18 protein-coding genes are annotated in these 24,153 nt (G+C 59.8%); 12 read left to right on the forward strand and 6 right to left on the reverse strand.

Annotation, left to right across the window (positions count from 1 at the left end; all coding sequences use genetic code 11):
- The first annotated feature begins 104 nt into the window (after positions 1-104).
- The 5 genes from HMPREF2526_RS09060 to HMPREF2526_RS09080 all read left to right on the forward strand — a co-directional run bounded on the left by HMPREF2526_RS09060 (position 105) and on the right by HMPREF2526_RS09080 (position 6,265).
- Entirely contained in the window at positions 105-1,124 is a 1,020-nt protein-coding gene (locus tag HMPREF2526_RS09060) for a PAC2 family protein (protein ID WP_070513116.1), read from the forward strand.
- Positions 1,125-1,223: 99 nt separating this feature from the next.
- On the forward strand, positions 1,224-3,797 hold the full coding sequence (locus tag HMPREF2526_RS09065; protein ID WP_070513113.1) for a DEAD/DEAH box helicase: 2,574 nt from the start codon (positions 1,224-1,226) through the stop codon (positions 3,795-3,797).
- Between the two features lie 181 nt (positions 3,798-3,978).
- Positions 3,979-5,004: a PTS sugar transporter subunit IIC gene (locus HMPREF2526_RS09070; RefSeq protein ID WP_371326148.1), complete on the forward strand. Its 1,026-nt coding sequence runs from the start codon at positions 3,979-3,981 to the stop codon at positions 5,002-5,004.
- A gap of 28 nt (positions 5,005-5,032) precedes the next feature.
- On the forward strand, positions 5,033-5,410 hold the full coding sequence (locus tag HMPREF2526_RS09075) for a hypothetical protein (RefSeq protein ID WP_046648216.1): 378 nt from the start codon (positions 5,033-5,035) through the stop codon (positions 5,408-5,410).
- A 144-nt stretch (positions 5,411-5,554) separates the two neighbouring features.
- Positions 5,555-6,265: a VIT1/CCC1 transporter family protein gene (locus tag HMPREF2526_RS09080; protein WP_046648218.1), complete on the forward strand. Its 711-nt coding sequence runs from the start codon at positions 5,555-5,557 to the stop codon at positions 6,263-6,265.
- 132 nt (positions 6,266-6,397) lie between these two features.
- On the opposite strand, the gene HMPREF2526_RS09085 is transcribed toward HMPREF2526_RS09080, so the two are convergent.
- Both HMPREF2526_RS09085 and HMPREF2526_RS09090 read right to left on the reverse strand, forming a co-directional pair.
- A complete protein-coding gene (locus tag HMPREF2526_RS09085; RefSeq protein WP_070547103.1) occupies positions 6,398-6,931 on the reverse strand; it encodes an alkylhydroperoxidase, AhpD family in 534 nt (177 codons plus the stop codon).
- 44 nt (positions 6,932-6,975) lie between these two features.
- Entirely contained in the window at positions 6,976-7,569 is a 594-nt protein-coding gene (locus HMPREF2526_RS09090) for a peroxiredoxin (RefSeq protein ID WP_070547105.1), read from the reverse strand.
- 173 nt (positions 7,570-7,742) lie between these two features.
- Between HMPREF2526_RS09090 and HMPREF2526_RS09095 the strand changes: the two genes are divergently transcribed.
- The gene (locus tag HMPREF2526_RS09095; protein WP_049157528.1) at positions 7,743-8,702 is read left to right on the forward strand and encodes a hydrogen peroxide-inducible genes activator; all 960 of its coding nucleotides are present in this window, start codon (positions 7,743-7,745) and stop codon (positions 8,700-8,702) included.
- Positions 8,703-8,866: 164 nt separating this feature from the next.
- Here the strand turns inward: HMPREF2526_RS09095 and HMPREF2526_RS09100 are convergent, their stop codons facing one another.
- Positions 8,867-9,949 (reverse strand): hypothetical protein, encoded by a 1,083-nt coding sequence (locus HMPREF2526_RS09100; RefSeq protein WP_049157529.1) that lies wholly within the window; start codon positions 9,947-9,949, stop codon positions 8,867-8,869.
- A 110-nt stretch (positions 9,950-10,059) separates the two neighbouring features.
- On the opposite strand from HMPREF2526_RS09100, the gene hrpA reads away from it, so the two are divergent.
- Positions 10,060-13,935, forward strand: a complete 3,876-nt coding sequence (hrpA, locus tag HMPREF2526_RS09105; RefSeq protein WP_070547107.1) for an ATP-dependent RNA helicase HrpA — start codon at positions 10,060-10,062, stop codon at positions 13,933-13,935.
- A gap of 4 nt (positions 13,936-13,939) precedes the next feature.
- Here the strand turns inward: hrpA and nrdR are convergent, their stop codons facing one another.
- Positions 13,940-14,398 carry a transcriptional regulator NrdR gene (nrdR, locus tag HMPREF2526_RS09110; RefSeq protein WP_046648225.1) on the reverse strand — a complete coding sequence of 153 codons (459 nt, stop codon included), beginning with the start codon at positions 14,396-14,398 and terminating at the stop codon, positions 13,940-13,942.
- Between the two features lie 777 nt (positions 14,399-15,175).
- Here nrdR and lexA point away from each other — a divergent pair.
- A complete protein-coding gene (gene lexA / locus HMPREF2526_RS09115) occupies positions 15,176-15,898 on the forward strand; it encodes a transcriptional repressor LexA (RefSeq protein WP_046648227.1) in 723 nt (240 codons plus the stop codon).
- A 372-nt stretch (positions 15,899-16,270) separates the two neighbouring features.
- The gene (locus HMPREF2526_RS09120; protein ID WP_046648229.1) at positions 16,271-17,053 is read left to right on the forward strand and encodes a DeoR/GlpR family DNA-binding transcription regulator; all 783 of its coding nucleotides are present in this window, start codon (positions 16,271-16,273) and stop codon (positions 17,051-17,053) included.
- 105 nt (positions 17,054-17,158) lie between these two features.
- Here HMPREF2526_RS09120 and ptsP read toward each other — a convergent pair whose 3' ends face one another.
- A complete protein-coding gene (ptsP, locus tag HMPREF2526_RS09125) occupies positions 17,159-18,853 on the reverse strand; it encodes a phosphoenolpyruvate--protein phosphotransferase (protein WP_070547108.1) in 1,695 nt (564 codons plus the stop codon).
- Positions 18,854-19,089: 236 nt separating this feature from the next.
- On the opposite strand from ptsP, the gene pfkB reads away from it, so the two are divergent.
- The 3 genes from pfkB to HMPREF2526_RS09140 are packed head-to-tail and all read left to right on the forward strand — an operon-like array spanning position 19,090 to position 22,497.
- Positions 19,090-20,061 carry a 1-phosphofructokinase gene (gene pfkB, locus HMPREF2526_RS09130; RefSeq protein ID WP_070513101.1) on the forward strand — a complete coding sequence of 324 codons (972 nt, stop codon included), beginning with the start codon at positions 19,090-19,092 and terminating at the stop codon, positions 20,059-20,061.
- A gap of 23 nt (positions 20,062-20,084) precedes the next feature.
- On the forward strand, positions 20,085-22,169 hold the full coding sequence (locus HMPREF2526_RS09135; protein WP_070547110.1) for a PTS fructose transporter subunit IIABC: 2,085 nt from the start codon (positions 20,085-20,087) through the stop codon (positions 22,167-22,169).
- A 58-nt stretch (positions 22,170-22,227) separates the two neighbouring features.
- Positions 22,228-22,497 carry an HPr family phosphocarrier protein gene (locus HMPREF2526_RS09140; protein ID WP_010190265.1) on the forward strand — a complete coding sequence of 90 codons (270 nt, stop codon included), beginning with the start codon at positions 22,228-22,230 and terminating at the stop codon, positions 22,495-22,497.
- 364 nt (positions 22,498-22,861) lie between these two features.
- Here HMPREF2526_RS09140 and HMPREF2526_RS09145 read toward each other — a convergent pair whose 3' ends face one another.
- Entirely contained in the window at positions 22,862-24,142 is a 1,281-nt protein-coding gene (locus tag HMPREF2526_RS09145; protein WP_046648237.1) for a uracil-xanthine permease family protein, read from the reverse strand.
- Positions 24,143-24,153 lie beyond the last annotated feature (11 nt).

Consider the following 24,153-nt stretch of genomic DNA (forward strand, 5'->3'; position numbering starts at 1 on the left):
CAGCTGGGAATAGGTAGTAGCCCTACAGCGTTGCAAGGCACAGAACGCTGATTAGGTCCGTACGCTTCTAAAGAAGCGCACGGATAGAAGGAGGAGTCACAATCATGCAGGAAGAACAGGGCCGCATGTATGAGCTGGAGTATCCCGCACCAGTGGTCAAGGACGATTCCGCCCCAGGCAATGGCCCTACGATGATCGTGGCCATGAATGGCTATGCCGATGCGGGCCAGGCCGTCGAAGCCAGTGCTGATCACCTCAAAGCCGCGTTGGAGAACCGCCAGCTGGCTTCGTTTAATAATGACGAGCTTATTGACTACCGCTCTCGCCGCCCCGCCGTCACCATTGACCACGACCGCACGGTAGAAATTGAGAACACCGATCTGGGCATCAAGGTGCTCCGGGATAACTCCGGCACACCTTTCCTGCTGCTTTCTGGACCGGAACCGGACTTGCGCTGGGAGGCATTTACGGACGCGGTGGTGAACTTGGTGGAAAAGTTCGATATCAAGAACACCATCATGCTGTACTCGGCCCCTATGCCGGTGCCGCACACCCGCCCCACCGTGGTCACGGCGCACGGCAATGAGCCGGAGCTCCTTAACTCCATGGTGCGCATGGAATCCACCATGATGGTCCCGGGCGCCGCCGCCCTGTATATTGAGCGAGCCTTGGATAAGAAGGGCCGCCGCGTTGCTGGATACACCGCTCATGTTCCGCACTACCTTGCGGCGTCTCCTTACCCGGCCGCCACGCTACGGCTGTTAGATTCGGTCGCCTCGGCGGTTGACCTCAACATTCCGCTGGGCAGCCTGGAAGCGGACGTTGCTCGCATCAACCAGCAGTTGGAGGAGCAGGTTACCGATTCTGAGGAGATCGCTGGCGTCGTACGTCAGCTAGAAGAGCAGTACGATGCCTACATGGAGCGCTACCGCTCCCGCCACCCGCAGGCCATCATGCCAGGTGAGGAGCACATGCCCACTGGCGAGGAGATCGGTGCGGACTTTGAGGCCTTTCTTGCTGGCCTCGATGACAGCTCGGACATCCTGTCCGAAGATATCGATGACCGCGAAGACAACTACGGCCGCGATGAAGGCCCCGGCTTAGACATGGATGACGACGTCTAAGCATATCTTGCCCAGCCGCACAATTAGAGGCAGGGCAGTGAAGTTGGGGCGCAGGGCCGACGCTCTGGTTAATAGAGCTTTTCGCCTAAGGTGGGACGGGTGAACCTTTCTCAGATGTTGCCCGATCTCGCCGAAGTCCCCGAGTCGATGGTTGATGAGGCCATCTGGGACACATTTTTGTCCTGGACTTCCGGCCGCGGTATCTCGCTCTACCCGGCGCAGGAAGAGGCCTCCCTTGGTGTTCTCGCCGGGGATAACGTCATCTTGGCCACCCCCACCGGTTCTGGTAAATCCATGGTGGCCAACGCCGCCCACTTCATTGCTTTAGCACGCGGCCAGCGCAGCTTCTACACCGCTCCCATCAAGGCCTTGGTGAGCGAAAAGTTCTTCGCTCTCTGCGAGATTTTCGGCCCCGAGAACGTCGGCATGATGACCGGCGATGCCACGGTCAATGGCTCCGCCCCGATTATCGCCGCCACCGCTGAGATCGTGGCCAATATTGCGCTACGCGATGGCGCGGAAGCCGCCATCGATCAAGTGATCATGGACGAGTTCCACTACTACTCCGAACCCGATCGCGGCTGGGCCTGGCAGGTACCGCTCCTGGAGCTACCGAAGGCCCAGTTCCTGCTCATGTCCGCCACCCTGGGCGATACCGCATGGCTGGAGAAGGATTTGACGGAGCGTACCGGCCGCACGACGACGCTGGTAGCGGGAACAACTCGCCCGGTGCCCCTCGACTTCTCTTATGTCTTTTCCGCGGTCCACGAAACAATCGAAGAATTGCTCGCCGATGGCAAGGCGCCCATCTACGTCGTCCACTTCTCCCAACGCGAAGCCTCAGAGCGTGCGCAGGCGCTCACTTCGCTGTCGAAGATCATCACCGCAGAGGAGAAGGAGGCCATTGCCGCGGAGCTCGCAGGCTTCCGCTTCACCACGACGTTTGGCAAAGACCTCTCTAAGCTTCTGCGTAAGGGAATCGGTGTCCACCACGCTGGCATGCTGCCGAAGTACCGGCGCTTGGTTGAGCGCCTGGCTCAGAAGGGCCTTCTCAAGATTATTTGCGGCACCGATACTTTGGGGGTGGGCATCAACGTCCCCATCCGCACAGTGCTGATGACGGGTTTGGCCAAGTACGACGGGACCCGCCAACGCATTCTGAAATCCCGTGAGTTTCACCAGATTGCCGGCCGCGCTGGCCGCGCCGGTTATGACACGGAAGGCACCGTCGTAGTGCAGGCGCCGGAGTATGAGATTGAGAACGCCAAAGCGCGGCGCCGTGTGGGCGATGACCCGGCCCGCCTCAAGAAGCTGAAGAAGAAGTCTGCGCGCGACGGTGAAGTGTCGTGGTCGGAGCAGACTTACGCCCGGCTTATCGACGCCGAGCCGGAGCAATTGACGTCCCAGTTCCGAGTGTCCAACTCCATGTTGCTCAACGTGCTCGCCCGCCACGGCAACGGCTACGAGCACCTTAAGCACCTGCTCCGCACGAGCCACAACACGCGCGCCCGCCAGAACGAGGACATCCTCACAGCGTTGAGTCTGTTCCGAGGCCTCCTCAATTCGGGCGTGGTGCAAAAGTCTACGAAGGGGCTCGATATCTACGGCCGCCCCTACCACGTGGTCCGTGAGATGCCGCGCGATTTCGCCCTCAACCAGCCTTTAGGCCCCTTCGCGCTAGCGGCACTCACCTTGCTGGATCCCGAGTCCGAGACCTATGCCCTCGATGTCATCTCTGTCTTTGAATCGGTGCTGGATGATCCACGCCAGGTGCTTATTGCTCAACAGAAGCAGCGGCGCGGTGAGGAGATAGCAGCTCTCAAAGCGGAGGGCGTGGACTATACCGAGCGCATGGCCATCGTGGAAGACATCACGTGGCCAAAGCCCCTGGAAGAACTCCTCGAACAATCCTATGAGACCTTCTGCCAGACCAACCCATGGGCTAAGGAGTTCGAGCTGCGGCCTAAGTCTGTAGTGCGCGACATGCTGGAGAGCGCCATGACTTTTTCCGATCTCGTCGCCACCTACGGTCTTGCCCGCTCGGAAGGCGTCATTTTGCGCTACCTGACGGATGCCTGGCGCACGCTCAAGCAGTCGATTCCCGCGGAGTTCCTCACAGAAGAACTCGAGGACATCATCGTCTGGCTCGGGGAGCTTATCCGCCAAGTAGATTCTTCGCTTGTCGACGAGTGGGCTGAGATGGCTGGCGAGGACTCCCCCATTTCCCAGGAGGATTTGGACCGCGAGTTGGCCTTTGGAGTTGAGGCTCCCACTGCCTTGACCGCGAATCAGCGGGCTTTCAGCATCATGGTGCGCAACTACTTCTTCCGCCTTGCTCAGCTCTTTGCCTTGGAGAAGGAAGAGCGCTTGGCAAACCTATTGGATTACTTGGAGGAGATCCCCGACTTCGGCCGCGCCCTCGATGACTACTTCGATGATTACGATGACATCGACACTGGGCCAGCGGCTAGGGGGCAGGAATATTTTGTCTTGGATAAGGGTGACACGGGCTCGGGCGCTCGTGGAGTTGGCGGCTCGCGGTCGTGGACCGTGCGTCAGATCCTTAAGGACCCAGAGGGTGATAACTCCTATCAGCTCGTTGGCATCGTAGATCTCGATGCCTCCGATGAAGCCGGGGAAGTACGGCTTTCTGAGCTGCGCGTGGAGTACTAGGGCGCATAAGCAGGGACTATTAATACCCCCTTTTCTGAATTAATATTTTCCGTTCATCGCATATTATTCGTATGATTGGAGAATGAGCACGGCACAACAGATAGACGAACGCAAGCTTTCCCCAATTCCTCACGCCAGCGCAGCCCCCGCGGCCGAGCGCCTCACACCCGGTTCCTTCACCATGAAGGTCCTCAACGGCATCTCCATCGCCGTCGTGGTGTCGCTGGTTCCGCAAGCTCTACTGGGCGAACTGGCCAAGGCTCTGCTGCCCTTCTGGTCTGGCGCCGCCACCGTCATGGCCCTCACCGGTTTGGCCGCTAGCCTTTTGCCCGTCATGATCGGTGTCCTCATTGGCATCGAATTCAAGATGACACCCATCCAAACCGCCGCGGTGGGTATTGCCTCCTTCTGCGGCTCCGGCGTGGCCACAGTGAATCCCGAGGGCGGCTTCTTCCTCAAAGGTACTGGCCTTGTGATTAACTCAGGACTTACCGCAGCCATCGCGGTGGGACTGCTTCTTTTCATCGGCGATAAACTCAAGAACTACTCAATCTTGCTGCTCTCCACCATTGTGACTCTGGTCGCGGGCACGATTGGATGGGTAGTCACTTACCCCGTTGTTAAGGTCTTCACCCTGTGGTTGGGCAACTTGGTCAACGGCGCAACCACTTTGCAGCCGGTCCTTATGGGCGTGGTCCTCGCTATCCTCTTCGCCATCATGATTGTCTCCCCAGTCTCCACCGTTGGCATTGCCACTGCCATCTTCATTGACGGCGTTGCCTCCGGTACCGCCAACCTGGGCGCCGTGGCCGCCGGATTTACCCTCCTGGTTGCTGGTTGGCGCGTCAACGGCTTCGCCACCTCCATCCTGCACGTCCTCGGTTCCCCCAAGGTGCAGATGGCCAATATGCTGTCCAAACCAGTGACCTTCCTCCCGGTAATTTGTTCCGCGGCCGTCTTGGGCGGCGTCGGCGGCGCCCTAGGGATTTCCGGTACCCCGATTTCCGCTGGCTTCGGCATCTCCGGCCTCATGGGCCCCTTGGCCGCCCTCAACTACGAAGGCTGGGGCTGGAGCGCTGGCAACGTAATGATCATCACCTTCGTATACCTCGTCCTGCCACTCGCCCTTGCGCTGCTCTTTTGCTGGCTCTTCGAGAAGGTCCTGCATCTCACCAAATCTGAATACTTTTCTCTCGATTTCAAGTAGTGGCATGGGGAGTACAGTGGGTGGCGCTATGAATACTCCAGACTCCCCAGCCACCAGTATTCGCCTCGCGGGCGTTCACTTTGAAACGCAGGATGACGCCGTCACGGTCCACTGGCTTCTCGGAGGCCTTCCTCACCACCGTGACGTCGTGTTTAAGCTGCACACCCTCGATCTTCAACTCATCATCCACTTCGAGCGAGACCAGCTCGTCTCCATGGAAATCGCGTCTTTTGGTGAGGACACCAGGGATGCCCACCGGCCCGTCGATTATCACTACACGTACACCCCCGAGGAGCTCGTAGTCACCGTGCCAACGGCTCATTTTGAACTCACCGACCAGGTTTTCACCATGGGGCTGTCCGTGGATGGCGCCGCCTGTGGCGAATGGACTGGCACTATTGTCTAAGCCTTCGCTCCCTGCATTCAGCTAAGCCTACACACGCTTTACAGGGCGTTGACCAGCAACAATACTGGAGAGTAAGAAGTTCTCTAGACAATTGCGAGAGCACTAGAGCACGACGCGGACACTCTGGACATCGAGGAGCTGGCAATGCCCCACCATGGCAACGAACCCCACGGATCTTCACACAACGCGCGCCTCAACTCTTTGCGGGCAGGCGTTCTTGGCGCCAACGACGGTATCGTCTCTGTCGCCGCGCTTCTACTCGGCGTGGTGGGTTCGGGGGCGTCGGCAAGCACCATCCTCACCGCAGGCTTGGCAGCCACCGTGTCTGGCGCCGCTTCCATGGCGCTCGGAGAATACGTCTCGGTGTCCGCTCAGCGTGACTCCGAGCGGATGATGATCGACAAGGAGACCCGCGAGCTGGCGGAAATCCCCGAACAAGAGCATGCCGAGCTCGTTTCCATGCTCGCCAGCTACGGCATGCACACCGAAACCGCGGACACTGCCGCCCGTGAGATCGCTGCCGAGGATAGACTTCTCGAAGCACACCTCCGGCTTGAAATGGGCATCGACGGCGAAGACCTGACAAATCCATGGCACGCGGCGTTCTGGTCGGCCATATCTTTCCTCGCCGGCGCCGCACTCCCCCTGTTGTCGATCTTCCTCGCCCCCATGAGCATGGCTGCAGCAACAGTCGCCATCGTTACCTTGGTCGCTCTTGCCATCACAGGCTACGTCTCCGCCCGCCTCGCCGACACGAACACTGGGCGTTCCGTGCTCCGCCTCGTCATCGGTGGTGCACTGGGCCTGGCCGTCACTTATGGCATCGGCGTCGCTTTCGGCGGGGTCGTCGGCTAGGCAGAAAAGAGCCGCCCGACGCGACCTCTACGCACCGACGCCCCTCCCCGATGGGCCAAAACAGAAAGCCCCACCTCCCGCCTAATGCGGGCAGTGGGACTCTACGTTTAGCTAGAAAAGTGCTAGCTGGTTTTACTCAGCGGTGCGCACGGCCTCGGCCTGCAGCGCCTGGGCCACAGCCTCGATGACGCCAGCTACCTTGATACCTTCCCAGATCTGCTCCTTGGTCACGCCCTCCTCCAAGAGGGTGTTGGCGTGTGCGGACAGGCAGTGCTCGCAGCCGTTGATGGCGGAGACAACGGTGCTCCACAGCTCAAACGTGGCCTTTTCCACGCCGGGCTTAGCAATGATATTCATGCGCAGACCAAACTTGACCTGGGCAAAATCATCGCCCAACCAGCTCTTTGCACGGTAGGCCACGTTGTTCATAGCCATCACCGTGGCGGAGCCAAGAGCTGCGTCAATTGCTTCCTCACTGAGGTGCTCGCGGGCTTCCTCGAGAATCTCCGACAGCACCAGATCATTGCGGGTCGCAGCGGCAGCAGCGACCAAGCTACCCCACAGCTGCTCCTCATTCAGCTCGGTGGTGCGTGTAAGGGAACCAATGTTGAGCTTCTGATCCTTAGCATATGCCGGAAGCGCGGACTTCAGGTTTTCGATGGACATTGATGTAACTCCTTTAAGGTTGGACGGTTGTGCTTAGTGCTGCTTTACAGAGCGGACTGAACAACCTCGAGCTTGTCGATGTTCTTGGTCGGGTCATTAGCCTCCCAGTTGCAGGCACAGACCTCTTCGGACTGCAGGGCGTCCAGCACACGCAGAACCTCATCCACGTTGCGGCCGACAGCATCCGGAGTCACGGACACGAACTGGATAACACCGTCCGGATCGATGATGAAAGTAGCGCGGTCAGCAACACCGTCGGCATTCTCCACACCGAGGGCACGGATCAGGTCGTGGCGAATATCAGAGAACATCGGGAACGGAACTTCCTTCAGCTCTGGGTGGGTTGCACGCCAGTTGAAGTGTGCGAACTCGTTATCGATGGAGCCGCCAAGGACCTGGGTATCGCGGTCCAAGAACTCCTCATTCAGCTTGCCGAAGGCCGCAATTTCAGTCGGGCAGACGAAGGTGAAGTCCTTCGGGTAGAAGAACACAACCTTCCACATTCCCTGGTACTTGTCCAGAGATACCTGCTCGAAGTAGTCCTCCGGTTGGTTAGCGTTGACGTCGTGGAGGTCGCCACCCTTCAGCGCGGTCAGATCGAACTCCGGGAACTTCTCGCCAACAGTCAAAATAGGCATAGAAGACTCATCTCCTTCAATAGTCACAACAATGCTCAAAAGTGATGCAGATCTCTACGACCGCACACCACTTTGCCTTTTAGCTGGTACGCAGCCGTACGCCTGTTAAGTATGCCACGAAAGATTTCGCGCGTCAATAGGCTCCGCGAATTATAGGTGTTAGAGTTATAGGCATGAACAATAAGGAGTATCGTCCGACCCTCGCCCAGTTGCGTACCTTCGTCACGATCGCAGAGAACAAGCACTTTGGCTCCGCGGCCGCCAAGCTCGATATCTCCCAGCCTTCGCTCTCCCAAGCCCTCGTCGCGCTCGAGCAAGGACTGGGAGTGCAGCTCATTGAACGCTCCACCCGCAAGGTCATCGTGACGTCCACCGGCGAGATGCTCCTGCCCTATGCAAAGGCGGCCCTCGAAGCCTCCGATGCCTTCCTGAGCCAAGCCCGCGGCGCCAACGGCACACTCACCGGTCCCCTCACCATCGGCATCATCCCGACCATCGCGCCCTATATCTTGCCGGGTCTGTTGCGATCCATCGATGATGCTTACCCCGATTTGGAGCCCCGCTTCGTCGAGGAGCAAACCCAGCATCTTCTGAGTAAGCTGCGCGAAGGAAACCTTGACTTAGCCGTTGCTGCACTACCCACTGAGGCTCCCGGCATGGTGGAGATCCCTCTCTACACCGAGGCCTTCACCGCAGTAACTCCAGCGGCGCATCCACTCGCAGGGCGCGATGACCTCACGCTGTCGGAGCTCGAGCATCTCGATTTGCTCTTGCTTGATGACGGCCACTGCCTCCGCGACCAAGTCCTCGACCTGTGCCGCCGCGCGAAAGTGAACCCCTCCGAGGCCACCAACGCCGTCACGCGCGCCTCGTCATTGACCACTATTTTGCAGCTTGTCATGGGAAACCTCGGCACTACCCTTGTCCCTGAATCAGCGCTCGCAACGGAATGCCAAAACCCTCAGCTTGCGGTCGCCCATTTCGCCCCCACGGTAACGGCGGAACGCCAGGTTGGACTCGTTTTCCGATCGTCTGCTGCCCGCGCCGATGAATACCGCACTTTCGGGACACTGGTCACCAGCGCATTTGAGGACGCCGTCGAGCGCTCTCGGGACCTCTTTTCGTCTCCCTAGTCAGCTCCCTCTGATCAACACGCGTGCCCCAGCGCGACACTCAAAACGCCAAAGCCGCCACTGACCGGCCTCCTTGTCTAGGCCCTCCTCTGTGAAAGGGCTATCCGAAGAGGACAGTCAGGGCGGCGGCGCGCGTTAAATGCGCTACGTGTGGCCTTTAGTGTTTAGGCTGCGGGGGCATAACGCCCTTGACACTGGCGGCACAGGTGCGCGGTTGCCAGCTGCATAGCCGGTGCGATGACTACCAGCGCCAAGCCCAACGTGATGAAGGACGCGGCAAACATGAGAGCCGTAAGAACGATGAACAGCAGGATGTGGCTGTAATTCTGTTTGCCTAGCTTGAGCCCCTGCGAGAACGCCTCACCGATTGAGGAGGTATCCGCTGCCAACCAGGGCATGAGGGTAAAGAAGGGCTGGATGAATAGCCCGATCAGCATGAGCACGGCGAGAATACCGAAGATGGAACCGACGAGCGCGAGAATCTCCCCGTCTCCGAGGTTCTCGACGTTCTGCATATCCATTGCAGAGGCCCCGCCGAAGCCCACAGCAAACACAATGACGACAACAATCACGAGGGCTATAGCGCCAAGAATACCCAGGACCAGGTTCACCACAAGCGGCGACACCCAGCGAACACCTTGGAAAAGAGTGCCCCACGTGGGGCTTGGCTTATCGATCTCGCGATAGGCCAAGCGGTACACAATCAAAGAGATAACGATGGAGAGTATAGACACGGCAAAGGAGAAGAAGCTCACCATGACGCTCGCGCCCGTACCATCGGCGTTCTGCTCGCCAACGCTGATGCCAATTTGTGGAATAACCTGAATAAAGAACACCACGACAGCACCCAGCACCCACAGCATCGCATTACCCAGCGCAGCCTTGAAGCCCCATTTGATCGCCTCTAGGGCGCTGACTGGGCCCGTGTAGGCAGGGCCGGCGCCCGGACCAGGGCCCTCATATCCGGAATCGCCTCCGTAGCTTGCCCCGGCGTATCCCGGCTGACCGGCGTTGTAGGCGCCATAGGAATTGCCACCATAGGGCTGAGCGCCGTAGGACTCGCCACCGTAATTGCCATAACTGCCGGACTGGCCGAAGCCAGCCTGATCCTCTGGGTGCGTGGTGGGTTCATACCGCGGCAGGCCGCCATTGTTTCCCGAGGAGTTATTGGCGTTGTTTCCCGGATTGTTGCCGAACCCGCCGTGGGAGCCGTTGTCATCCGGTTTCGGATCAAAAGGATTGGTCATACACTTCTGCCCTTCTGTAATCTCTTTTCACACAGTCACCACAAGAGTACCAATTTCTCCACCTCGACCTGTGAGCGAAAAGCACTTCCGAGTAGACTTCTAGGTCGACTATGACTGCTACTCGCGAAGACCTCTACAACGCCCTCACGACAGTTTCCTTGAGTGATGAGCGTGCTTTCCGCCGCCGCCTCCGCAAGGCTCGCTCCCCCAAAGCGCTTGCAGCTATCGGGGCTGATATTGCATCTGCCCAGGAAAAAGTGAGCGCCATCGACGTAAACGTGCCGTCGATTTCCTACCCCGAGCAGCTTCCCGTTACCGGACGGCGGGACGATATCGCCGAGGCCATCGAGAATAATCAGGTGGTCATCATTGCCGGCGAGACTGGTTCGGGCAAGACCACTCAAATTCCCAAAATTTGTCTAGAGCTCGGCCGTGGACGCCGGGGTCTCATCGGCCATACCCAGCCGCGACGACTCGCAGCACGGACCGTCGCCGAGCGCATTGCGGAGGAACTCGGCCAATCAATCGGGGACTCCGTTGGCTACGCCATCAGGTTCGATGACCGTGTCTCCTCGACCACAGCCGTGAAGCTCATGACCGACGGCATCCTGCTGGCGGAAATGCAACGCGACCGCTTCCTCAACGCCTACGACACGATCATTATTGATGAGGCCCACGAGCGGTCCCTCAATATCGATTTTCTCCTCGGCTATCTCAAGAGGCTGCTTCCCAAGCGTCCGGATCTCAAGGTCATTATCACCTCCGCGACGATCGATCCGGAGCGTTTCGCCGAACACTTCGCTGACGCTGAAGGGAAGCCCGCGCCGATCATCGAAGTGTCCGGGCGCACCTACCCGGTAGAAATCCGCTACCGTCCCCTCGAAGTCGAGTCAGGGGGAAAGACCATTGACCTCGATCCACTGGACGCCCTGTGTGAAGCCATCGAGGAGCTCATGGCGGAAGGCGAAGGAGATATCCTGTGCTTCTTCCCAGGCGAGCGCGATATCCGCGATGCAATGGAAGCGATTGAGGGGCGTCATTGGCGCAACGTGGAAGTCACTCCGCTCTTTGGGCGCCTGTCCAACCAGGAGCAGCATCGCGTTTTCCGCTCACACAAGGGGCGCCGCATCGTGCTCTCCACCAACATCGCCGAAACCTCCCTGACGGTGCCGGGCATTCGCTATGTCGTGGATACCGGAACCGCACGTATCTCGCGCTACTCCACCCGCACTAAGGTGCAGCGATTGCCCATCGAGCCGATTTCCCAAGCCAGCGCTAACCAGCGTTCAGGGCGGTGTGGTCGCGTGGCCGATGGCATTGCTATCCGTCTGTATAGCGAGCAGGATTTCCTCTCCCGGCCGGAGTTTACCGACCCTGAGATTCTGCGCACTAACCTAGCCAGCGTTATTCTCCAAATGATTTCGCTGCGCCTCGGCGACATCGCTGATTTCCCCTTCGTCCAGGCCCCAGAGCCCAAAGCCGTGCGTGACGGCCTGCTCCTCCTCCACGAGCTGGGCGCACTCGAGGGCAAGGAGAAAGACGGGCTACCGGTGCTGACACGCATTGGGCGGGATCTTGCCCGCATCCCGGTAGATCCGCGCATGGCTCGCATGCTCGTTGAAGCCAACACCTCCGGATGCCTGCACGACGTCATGGTCATCGTTGCCGCGATGACAATCCAGGATGTGCGCGAGCGCCCCATCGACAAACAGGCCCAAGCCGACCAGGCCCATGCTCGCTTTAAGGACAAGTCCTCAGACTTTATGGCGATGCTCAACCTGTGGGACTTTGTCCAAGAAGCTCGCGATGAGATGAGCGGCAATGCTTTCCGCAAGCGGATGAAGGCAGACTTCTTGCATTACATGCGCATCCGCGAGTGGTTTGATCTGGTTCGACAACTCAGGGATGTCGCTAAGCAGCTCGGTTGGACGGCCCAGGAGAGCACCGAGCGCCGAGCGGATGACATCCACATGTCCCTGCTGTCTGGCTTGCTGTCCAATATCGGCGCACGCGATGGAAACTCTAAGGAGTTCATTGGCGCACGAAATACCCGCTTCCTCATCTTCCCCGGTTCAGCACTAGCAAAGAAACCGCCAGAATTTCTCATGGCGGCTGAGCTGGTGGAGACCTCACGTTTGTGGGCCCGCGACGTAGCGGCCATCGACCCCGCTTGGGTAGAAAAGCTGGCCAAGAACCTGCTCAAGCACAACTATTCGGACCCGACGTGGTCGCGCAAGCGGGGCTCCGCGGTAGTCACCCAGCGCTCGACCCTCTACGGAGTCACCGTGGTGGCCGATCGAACCGTTCCCTACCATCGCGTCGATCCCGTTGCGGCACGTGACATGTTCATCCGCAATGCGCTTGTCGACGGCGACTGGACCACCCACCATAACTTCTTCCACGACAACAAGCGCAAGCTTGCCGAGGCTTCCGAATACGAAGAAAAAGCACGGCGCCGCGGTCTCGTTGTAGACGAGGACACGCTTTTCGACTTCTACGATCAGCGCATCCCGGAATCTGTGACCACTGCCCGACACTTCAACTCGTGGTGGAAGAAACAGAAAAACAAGCATTCTCTGGACTTCGACCCAGAAGCACTCCTCGAGGATGACCACGATGTCACTGAGGACGCCTTCCCGGATCGGTGGTTGAAGGGAAGCATCGATTACGACCTGTCCTATAAGTTCGAGCCAGGTGACCCGCTTGACGGCGTCACGCTCAGGGTTCCCGTTCCACTGCTGGCCGGATTGGATACTGAGGGATTCGACTGGCTCGTGCCGGGCCTGCGTCTAGAGCTTGTCACTGAGCTGATCCGCTCGCTACCGAAAGCGCTGCGCCGTACTGTGGTTCCGGCCCCCGAGTTCGCTGAGCGGGCCTTGCCCAAGCTCCTTCCCTATGAAGGAGCGCTCATCGACCAGCTCGCAGCTGTGTTACGGGACATGGGCGGCCAGGGCATCAACGCGGCTGACTTCCGCCCTGATCAGCTCCCGCCCCATTTGCGCATGAACTATGCCGCAGTGGACAAGCGGGGCAAGATCATCGATTCCGATCGCGATTTGAAGGCGCTCGTGCAACGCCAAGCCGGGCATATCTCGTCCTCCGTGTCGCGCGTCGGCCGCGCCGCCGAATCCGCTTCCGTCAAGGAATGGTCGGAAGACACGCTGGGCGCTATCGATGAGGAAGTGACCACGGTGGTTGATGGGCATGAGGTCACCGCTTATCCTGCACTTGTCGCTACGAAGGAGGGCGTGGCGCTGAAGGTGCATCCAACCAAGGCGGCTGCCGACGCCTCCATGATCACCACCACCCTGACGCTGCTACTCCGAGAGATTTCCGTAAACACGCAGCATATGGTCAAGGGCCTGCCCCTGCAGCAGCGGGTTGCTGTCGACGCCTACCCGCACGGCGGGGCCGAAGGTCTCGTCAACGATGCTCGGGTCGCCGCAGTACGCGACATCATGATGGAGAAGGGCGGGCCGGTACGAAGTCCTGGTGAATTCACCACTCTTCTCAACGCGGTTAAACCGGAGGTGCCAGGCCGCGTCCGCCAGGCGGTGGTCGCGATCGCCCCAGGCTTGGCAGAGTATTCGAACCTCAACGCTGAGCTCAATCAGTGGGAGGGGCCGGCAATCGATGATATTCGCGGTCAGCTGAAGTTCTTGTTGCCCCCGAATGCGATCACTATGCACGGCATGCAGCACCTTCGCCACCTGCCGCGTTATATCCAAGCCGCGCGCATCAGGCTCGAGGACATGAATCTAGACCCGGATCGGGATGCCGACCGCCAAGCCGATGTCGACGAAGCGAAGGCATATCTGAACAATCGTTTGCGCACGCTGCCCGCCGGCCGCGAGAAGACCCGTGAGGTCAAGGACATCTACTGGATGATCGAGGAGTTGCGCGTATCGCTCTTCGCACAACGCCTGGGTACCGCGCATGCGGTGTCCGTGCGGAGAATCCAAAAAGCCGCGGACAAGCTGCGCTAAAACGTTAGAAGCTGTCGCGGTCGCGCCGGCGCATGAGGCGAATTTCGGATTCAAAGTCGTCGGCGCTCTCAAAAGACTTGTATACCGAGGCGAAGCGAAGATAGGCCACCTCATCGAGGTCACGCAGGGGTTCCAAGATAGCAAGGCCGATATCGTTGGCGTTGACTTGTGACGATCCGTGACTGCGCACGGTTTCCTCGACCTCTTGCGCAAGCTTTTTCAAGGCATCATCGCTAACATCCCGCCCCTGGCACGCGCGCTTCACGCCGCGGATTAGCTTGTCCCGGCTGAAAGGCTCGGCCAAGCCATTACGTTTGACCACCGACAAGACAGCCTTCTCGATGGTGGTAAACCGGCCTCGGCATGCAGCACACTCGCGACGTCGGCGAATTGACGTTCCACTGTCGATCACTCGGGAGTCAATCACTCGTGACTGTTCGTTGTGACAGAACGGGCAATACACTGTGCCGTATCCTTCCTCTCGACCGCTGCGCAGACGCCTTCCGGCCCCTCGGGAAGTCTAGCGCGAAGAAACAACCGCTGTGGCTGATGCACCGCTAGCGCTAGGGGCCTCACCATCAATACTAAGACCACCCCACACGGTGCCGATAAATACCGCTGCACCGAAAACTGCTCCAAGAACATAGTTACCTACGTTCGAGCCGCTACGGCGAGGTAGGGACGCAGCACGCTGGTATGAAACTGAGGAATCCCCTATTCGATCTGTGCGCCCCTGTGTTCTATCTCTCGGCTCGAGCGTTCGAACACGCGACAAACCACTTTCACGCGTTAACGCGAACGAGTGACACCGCTCAGGTTCCCACACGGCCGCGGGCGGGACGAGCACAGGACCCTTTCCGGACTTCTCGGGAGTTACTCCATGCAGAGCAGAGCTGGTATTAAGTGCAATGGCCATGACAGTTCCTTTCCAGGACTTCTTCTTCATTGTGGTGATGCCTGAAGTGTAAGAGCGAGGTTCGACATCGTCGAACACTTCCATCGACCAACCGTTCGATTTGGTCTGTATGTTCGATTTATAGCAGGCGCTCGAAAGTTTGTCCACATCCAAGCGGCGTTAGTCGAACATTTTTTCTTTACGTGCTAAAAAGGAAACGGAAACACCAATACGGCGCACGCCACGATGAGCAACCAACGAGACGTCACCGCGATGCCCACCAGCGTCCTGCACGCCTCAACCCGACGCGCTGTTTTGCGCACACCGATAGCCCTAGGAGTAAGAATGCCCCGCAAGCCGAAGCGAAGCGACCAACCTACCCTCGACTCACTTTCCGCCCGTCAGCGCCGCATCTTGGAAGTCATCCATGACGCTGTCATGCTGCGCGGGTACCCGCCAAGCATTCGAGAAATCGGCGATGCAACAGGCCTACAGTCCACGTCTTCCGTGGCCTATCAGTTGAAGCAACTAGAGGAGAAGGGCTTTCTTCGCCGCGATCCAAACAAGCCGCGCGCCGTTGATGTGCGCCACTTCCCCGGCGCCGACGATCCAAAGAAGCCGGGCCGCAAAGCCGGGCAGGCCAACACCACAGCAGGGCAGTCCACTCCCGACGTCCCCGAGGATGCAGCAACGCCGAACTACATCCCAGTAGTCGGCCGCATCGCCGCGGGCTCTCCTATCACCGCCGAAGAAAACATCGACGGCTACTTCCCCATGCCAGGTGAGATCCTGGGAAGCGGCGAGCTTTACATGCTGCAGGTCGTCGGCGACTCTATGCAGGACGCCGGAATCCTCAATGGCGATTGGGTTATTATCCGCTCCCAGTCCGTCGCCGAAGAAGGCGAATTCGTCGCTGCACTCCTCGAAGGCGAAGAAGCAACTGTAAAGGAGTTCCACCGCGATTCTTCTGGAGTGTGGCTCCTCCCCCACAACGACGCCTACGCTCCCATCAAGGGCGATGAGGCCGAAATCATGGGCAAGGTTGTATCGGTGTTCCGCAAGCTTTAGGCACCCCTAAGCCACAACTATCCCTCCCCCAACCGGTTGCCCACGCCACCGCTTATTTCCACTCGGTGCGGGCGAACTGGAGGGAGGGATTTTTTCTTTTTACCCCCTTGTGTGTGTACATGTCCGAATCGCGCCGTTTAAGCGTCCGACATCACACATTTGCAAACATGCAGTATAAACATTGTTTTTCTCGCACGTTTGCCGCCAGCAATGTGAGCTTTTATTTGTTTGGTTCCGTTTTGTTCGCATTCAGTGGGACAATAGAAGCATCGCCGCAACATTCGTTGCTCTCTTCGCTCACATGCCCCGGCCCCACTTATTATCACCGCCGGGCGCAGCGACTACCACAGGCAAACTTCACTGGGAGGAACTATGTACGCAGAAGAGCGTCGCCGACAAATTGCGTCATTGACCGCCGTCGAAGGCCGAGTCAATGTCACTGAGCTTTCCGAACGCTTCGATGTTACCGCTGAGACGATTCGCCGCGACCTCGCGGTCTTAGACCGGGAAGGAGTTGTCCACCGCGTTCATGGCGGTGCGGTTGCTTCCCAATCGTTCCAGACTGCAGAATTTACACTCGATACTCGTCAGCGTTCCGCCACGGGCGCGAAAATGGCTATCGCCCGCGCCGCACTAGAGCAGCTTCCCGACGGGGGCAGTATCTTCATCGACGCTGGAACTACCACCAACGCCCTCGCTGACCTCATCGGACAGCGCTATTCTGCTGGCCAGTTCAGCATTGTGTCGAATAGCCTACCGATCGCCCTCTCGTTGGCCAGCAATGGTGTTTCCGAGGTGCAGCTCCTAGGCGGCACGGTGCGCGCGATCACCCAAGCCGTCGTCGGCGATACCGCCCTTCGCACCATGGCGCTGATGCGCGCAGATGTTGCTTTCATCGGCACCAACGCCCTGACCATCGACCATGGGCTATCCACGGCGGACTCACAGGAAGCAGCTATCAAGTCGGCCTTTGTTACCAACGCGCATCGCGTCGTCGTCTTGTGTGACTCGTCGAAGCTCGGCAATGACTATCTGGTCAGCTTTGCCTCGCTCGATGAGATTGATGTCGTCATTACGGACGCCGCTGCTCCAGCCGCCTACGTCGAAGCCCTGCGCGAGCACGGCATCGACGTGATTATCGCTTCGGAGAAATAGGCGGTTTCATCCCACGACCGCGTAAGGGCGGTGTGGTTCCCCGAGGGGCCTCTCGGGGAACCACACCTCCCTGTTTCAGCAGCGGCCTAAACCAAGCTAGAGCTACTAGGCAGTCTGGTATTCCTCCAGCAGCGCAATCACTGCGGATCGCGCATCTGCTGGGCTTTCGGCGTTGATAGCCGCCTCCGCCATCTTCTGGCACTGCTCGAGTGTGAGCTCAGCCAGCTGTGCACCAACGCCCGCAACTGCGGTCGACGCTGCGGACAGTGAGGTGACTCCAAGGCCAGTCAGCACGCAAGCGAGCATGGGATCGGCGGCGGCCTCACCACAGACACCAACCGGCACATTGTTATCGCGACCCACCACGCACGTGTGCTGGATCAAACGCAGCACGGCCGGCTGCCACGGATCGGTCAGGTAGGCCAGCTGCGGCGACAGGCGGTCCGCGGCCATCGTGTACTGAGTCAAGTCATTGGTACCGATGGACACGAAGTCGAGGTGCGGCATGATGGTATCGGCCATCAGGGCCGCTGCAGGCACCTCAATCATCGCGCCGGCGATGAGCCCGCGCTCACGACACAGTTCAGCAAACCACTTCGCCTCTACTGCCGTGGCCACCATGGGCGCCATGACCCAAGTGGTAGCGCCATCAGCACGCTTTTCCGCGGCCTGTGCGATGGCGTCGAGCTGACGGGTGAGAAGCGCCTCGTTGTTTCGGGCGATGCGCAGGCCGCGCACACCCAAGGCCGGGTTCTCCTCAGAGTCCAACGTGGCGTAGGAAATCGGCTTATCCGATCCGGCGTCGAGCGTTCGAACGACGACCTTGGATTCGGGGAAAGCGTTGAAAACCTTGCCGTAGATGCGTGCCTGCTCCTCCACGGTCGGTTCTTCGCTGGCAGAGAGGAAGGAAAGCTCCGTGCGGTACAGGCCGATCCCCTCTGCCTGCGAATCCGAGGCGATGCGAGCTGCGTTCCCGTCGGCCACGTTGGCCAACAGCTGCACGCGGTGACCGTCCTTGGTCTGGGCAGGGCCACGCCACTCGGCCACTCGCGCTGCCTTCTCGCGGTATTCCTCAACTGCCTTAAGTGAGGTGTCACGATCCGCGCCAAGGGACACCGTTCCCACGGAACCATCGACGAAGATCTGGGTTCCCGCTTCAATCGAGCGGAGATCAGCGCCAACTGCGACGATGCACGGAAGGTCCAGCTGGCGGGCGATGATTGCAGTATGGCTCGTCGGCCCGCCGAGCTCGGTGACCAGTGCCTTGATATGCGCAATGTCCAAGGTAGCGGTATCCGCTGGAGCGAGGTCATCCGCCAGCAGCACCGCCTCCCCTTCAACCATGGGCAGGCCCGGTTCCTGCTCACCGCGCAGTTGTGCGATGACGCGGTCGCGCACGTCCTTGAGGTCAGTCGTACGCTCGGCCATTACGCCGCCGGCAGCCTCAAACATGGTGACAAACCTGTCTGTGGCACCAACAACTGCATATTCAGCGTTCTTGCCGCTACGAATACCCTTGCGTACAGCCTTGTGCCAGCCTCGGTCCTTCACCATTCCGGCGGTAGCACCGAGAACCTCAGCAGCCTGGCCTTCGGCCCCAGCTGCCCGCTGCTCAAGGCGGCTGGCAACAATGTCCGCCGCTTCGAGGAAGCGCTCGTACTCAGCATCACGCTGCTCCTCCGGCACGGTTTCTCCCGCCGTGGGCAGTTCTGGGCGTGGGCGGACCCACACCGCCTCAGCGTATGCAACGCCGGCGACGACGCCGGTGCCTTTAATGGTGGATGGGGATGCGTTTTCCATGACACATATCCTTACGGAGACGATGTTTTCTCTATCCAGATCATCACAAGTCGGTCAAAAATGCAACGAAAACCACAGTGATTCCGTTGACATTCGGACACATACGGGCAATAATCAACATTAAGCAACATTAGTTTCACGCTGACCACGGGCAATCTGCACCGAAGTTCTTGTTCGAGCCGCCGCGGCGCTTTTGCCCCAATATACGCACTCCGCGAAAGGGGACATTGTCCACGATGATCCTTACTTTGACCCCCAACCCGAGCATCGACGCCACAGTGCGCCTGAACGAGGCGCTCGACCCCGGTGCTGTCCACCGCGCCGAGTCTGTCTCCAGCGTTGCTGGCGGTAAAGGCGTCAACGTTACGCATGCCGTAACGCTCGCCAACGTCGACAGCTTGGCGCTGCTCCCCGCCGCCCCCGCTGATCCTTTCTTGGCCCTTGCTGATGACGCGTCCATCCCCGTACATGCAGTACACACGGCCGGCGCGGTGCGCACCAATACCACTCTGACCGAGCCAGACGGCCGGACGACCAAACTCAACGGTCCCGGCCCCACGCTCGATGAGTCAGTTCAGCAAGACGTGGCACAGGCCGTTGCTGAACACTGCGCCAACGCCGAGTGGATCGTCATGGCAGGCTCCCTGCCCAAGGGGGTTCCCACCGACTGGTACACGCAGCTCATCACTGTCGCTCGCGAGGCGAACCCCAACATCCGTGTAGCCGTCGACACCTCCGATGCCCCTATGGTGGCTCTCGGAGAGAACCTCGAGGTAGCCAGCCCCGATCTCATCAAGCCCAATGGCCTTGAGCTTGGACAGCTAGCCAACGTTGATGGCCAGGCCCTCGAAGCTGCCGCCGAGAACGGTGATTTTAGCGGTGTGGTCGAGGCCGCGAGGGTCGTCGTCAAGCGCGGCATTCCTGAGGTTCTCGTCACCCTAGGTGGCGCTGGCGCAGTGCTGGTCACCACCGATGAAGCGTGGGCCGCTACTCCCCCGCCCATTACCCTCCGTTCCACCGTGGGTGCCGGCGATTCTTCGCTCTCCGGCTATATCCTCGCCCGCCGCAGCGGTGCCTCCTACCCCGAAGCGTTGCGTCAGGCCGTGGCCTACGGATCGGCTGCCGCAGCGCTCCCAGGAACCCAGATACCAACCCCTGAAGAACTCGATATTAAACACACGACGGTTCAGGCCGTCACCGACCTTTAGCAGTACTGAGGAGTACTTACCCGATGTCATCAGAACTCATCACCACCGACCTTGTGGCGCTCGACGCCGACTTCGGTGGCAGCATCGAATCAGTCATTACCAACCTGGCCACGCTTGTCCATGACACCGGCCGCGCCACCTCCATCGAAGAGCTGGCCGGCCCCGCCATCGAGCGTGAAGCCAAGGCCGGCACCGGTGTTCCCGGCGGGGTTGCCATCCCGCACTGCCGCTCCGCCGCAGTGTCTGAACCCACCTTGGCCTTCGCCCGCCTCTCGCGCGGCGTGGACTTTTCCGGCCCCGATGGTGACGCCCACCTGGTATTCCTCATTGCTGCCCCGGAAGGTGGCGGTAAAGCACACCTGAAGATCCTCTCCAAGCTTGCCCGCGCGCTGGTGAAGAAGGACTTCCTGGAGGCTCTGCGCACCGCGCAGACCAAGGAGGAAATCGTCTCCCTGGTACTCGACGTGGTTAACGCCGAAAAGCCGAAGAAGAAGGCGACGTCCAGTGAATCGGCACCTGCCGCTGCGGCTGCAGCGCCTGCCTCGACCAAGGCTGTGGACTCAAAGAAGACTCACATCGTGGCCGTCACCGCATGCCCGACCGGCATTGCCCACACATACATGGCGGCCGACGCCCTCACCCAGACCGCCGAGGAGCGCGACGATGTCGAGCTCACCGTAGAGACCCAGGGTTCCTCCAACAACACCGCTGTTTCAGCAGACACCATCGCGGCTGCCGACGCCGTCATTTTCGCTACCGACGTCGGCGTTCGCGACCGGGAGCGCTTCGCTGGTAAGCCCGTCATTGAGTCGGGCGTCAAGCGCGCCATCAACGAGCCGGGCGTGATGCTCGATGAGGCCATCGCTGCGTCCAAGAATCCCAATGCGCACAAGGTGGCAGGCACGGCAGGCGCAGCCTCCTCTAGTTCCGCGGAAGAAGGCGAAGGACTGGGCTGGGGCAAGCGCATTCAGCAGGCCATCATGACCGGCGTGTCCTACATGGTGCCCTTCGTCGCTGCCGGCGGCCTCCTCTTGGCCTTGGGCTTCCTCTTCGGTGGCTACGACATGGCCAACGGTTGGCAGGCCATCACCAGCGATTACTCGTTGACCAACCTGCCGGGGCATGACGTCATGGTTGATGGCGAAATGATGACCTTCAAGAAGGCAGGGTTCGCCCTGTACATCGGCGCCGTGCTCTTCGCCATCGGTCAAGCCTCGATGGGATTCATCGTCGCGGCGCTCTCCGGCTACATTGCCTTCGCGCTGGCGGGCCGCCCGGGCATCACGCCGGGCTTCGCCGGTGGTGCCATTGCGGTCACCCTCGGTGCGGGCTTCATCGGTGGTCTGGTCACCGGCCTTATCGCTGGCTTCGTGGCTATGTGGATTGGCAAGTGGAAGGTCCCGCGCTGGATCGGCTCCCTCATGCCTGTGGTCATCATCCCGCTGCTCGCCACGATGGTTACTGGCCTGCTCATGTACCTGCTGCTCGGTGCACCGCTGGCCGCCATCATGGAAGGCCTGCAGAACTGGCTGTCCTCTATGTCCGGTTCCTCCGCGGTCCTTCTGGGCATCATCCTGGGACTTATGATGTGCTCCGACTTGGGTGGCCCGGTCAACAAGGCTGCTTACCTCTTCGCTACTGCTGGCCTGTCCACGGGTGATGAGGCTTCCATGAAGATCATGGCCGCCGTTATGGCCTCCGGCATGGTTCCGCCGATTGCACTGTCCATCGCTACCTTCGTACGCAAGAACCTGTTCACGCCTGCGGAGCAGGAAAACGGTAAGTCCGCCTGGCTGCTGGGTCTGTCCTTCGTTTCCGAAGGTGCTATCCCGTTCGCTGCTGCCGACCCGCTGCGCGTCATCCCTTCCATGATGCTCGGTGGCGCAGTAACAGGTGCTCTGTCGATGTCCTTGGACGTCATGTCTCGCGCCCCGCACGGCGGAATCTTCGTTATCTTCGCTATCGAACCTGCGTGGGCTTACTTCGTGGCCATCCTCGCTGGCGTCATCGTCTCCGCCATTGCAGTCATCGCGATGAAGCAATTCTGGCCTAACAAGGCTGCTGAAGAAGCTGCTGCGAAGGCAGACAAAGCCAAGGCTGCCGCCTAGCGCTTAACCCGCGTACACTTGTAAGCACGAAATACCGTAATTCGAAAGGATTATCATCATGGCTTCTAAGACCGTCAAGGTTGGCTCCTCCGTCGGACTGCACGCACGTCCAGCCTCCATCATCGCTGACGCCGCCGCTGAGTTCGATGAGGACATCTTCCTCACCCTCGTTGGCGATGAGGACGAGGATGAGACCGATGCGGCTTCTTCCCTCATGATCATGGCTCTCGGCGCCGAGCAGGGCGACGAAGTCACCGTGACCTCCGAGAACGAGGCCGCTGTGGAGAAGATCGCCGGCCTCATCGAGCAGGACCTCGACGCTTCCTAAACGGCATCCTGCCGCTTAAGGCCCACGCTCCCGCTTCCCTCTTTGCTGAGGGTAGCGGGAGCTTTCTGTTGCTTGGTTGTCTAGCACAAGGTTCCAGTCATCAGGCTCTACTCAAACGGTTCTGTTGGGGGCAAGGAAACCAAATAGAGGTGCCTAGAAGGTTCATTTGACCTCAGAAGAACCTTCTGACCCAAACCGTTTGAATGGAACCATGTGTATGCGCGTCTTCATACCGCAGAGGGACCGAAGTAAAAGCACCTTATGCAGATTCCTGCACGAATTCACCTGGGGGCTTTCTAAAACAAAGCCCCCAGATGGTGCCTTTACTCCGGTCCCTTATCCTCGCTAGTCGGCGGAAGCGCCTCTAGTACTTCGCGCCGCGGCCCTCACCGATGGTGCTATAGAGCTTCTTCATCACCGGGTAGAGCACGATGATGCCGACAGAGCCCCAGGCAATACCTTCCAGCGTCACGCCGAAGACGTCGAGAGTGAGGTTGCCAATACCCGCGATGAGCGCCACCGCCGCCGCCGTGAGGTTAACCGGGTTGTTGAAGTTGACCTTGTTGTCCATCCAGATGCGCACGCCGAGCATGCCGATGAGGCCGTAGAGGACGATGCAAGCGCCACCCAGCACGCCGGTGGGGATGGTGAAGATGAGCGCGCCGAACTTCGGGATGAAGGCCAGAGCGATGGCTGTGATAGCAGCTACCCAGTAGGCGGCCGTGGAGTAGACGCGGGTGGCGGCCATGACGCCGATATTCTCCGCGTAGGTTGTGGTGCCGGAGCCGCCGAAACCACCGGCCAAGGAGGTGGCCAGGCCGTCGGCGATGAGGGCGTCGCCAGCGAGATCATCGAGATCGCGCTTAGTCATCTCAGAGACTGCCTTAACGTGACCGACGTTTTCCGCAATCAACACCACCAGCACCGGAAGTGCTGCCGCGATGGCGGAGACGTGGAACTCCGGCGCATGGAACTGGGGGAAGCCAATCCAGGCTGCTTCGCGGATGGACTCCACGGCCCCCTCGCCCAGGTTGCCCGTGGCAGCCGCGAAAGCCCAGCCGACGACGACGCCGATAAGAATCGACAGACGCGAAACCATGCCGCGACCAGCGACGGTGGCCAGGATGATGACCGCCAGCGTCACCGTGGCAACCAGAGGCTGGCTCGAATAGTTGGTGGCAGCATTGGGTGCCAAGTTAAGGCCGATCAGCGCCACAATGGCGCCGGTTACGGCCGGCGGCATGACGGCGTCAAGGACCTTGCGGCCCGCCGCCTTCACCGCGAAACCAATCGCCACCAAGACTAGGCCCGTCACCAAGACGGAACCTGCCTGCGCACCAATGCCGTACTGCTGGGAGGCGCTCAGCGGTGCAATGAACGCGAAGGAGGAGCCCAGGTAGGAAGGCAAGCGGTTGCGGGTAATCAGGAGGAATAGGATTGTTCCCAGGCCTGAAAACAGCAGCGTCGTATTGACCGGGAATCCGGTCAGGGTGGGCACCAGCAGCGTCGCGCCGAACATGGCCACCACGTGCTGCATGCCGATGCCGATGGTGCGGCCCCAGCTCAATCGTTCTTCGGGTGCGACAACCGCGCCCGGCTTAATCGTCTTTCCGTCCCCGTGGACGGCCCAGCCAAAATTACTCACGAACCATAATT

Origin of the sequence: Corynebacterium sp. HMSC070E08 (assembly GCF_001808895.1) — a bacterium.
Classification (GTDB): domain Bacteria; phylum Actinomycetota; class Actinomycetes; order Mycobacteriales; family Mycobacteriaceae; genus Corynebacterium; species Corynebacterium hiratae.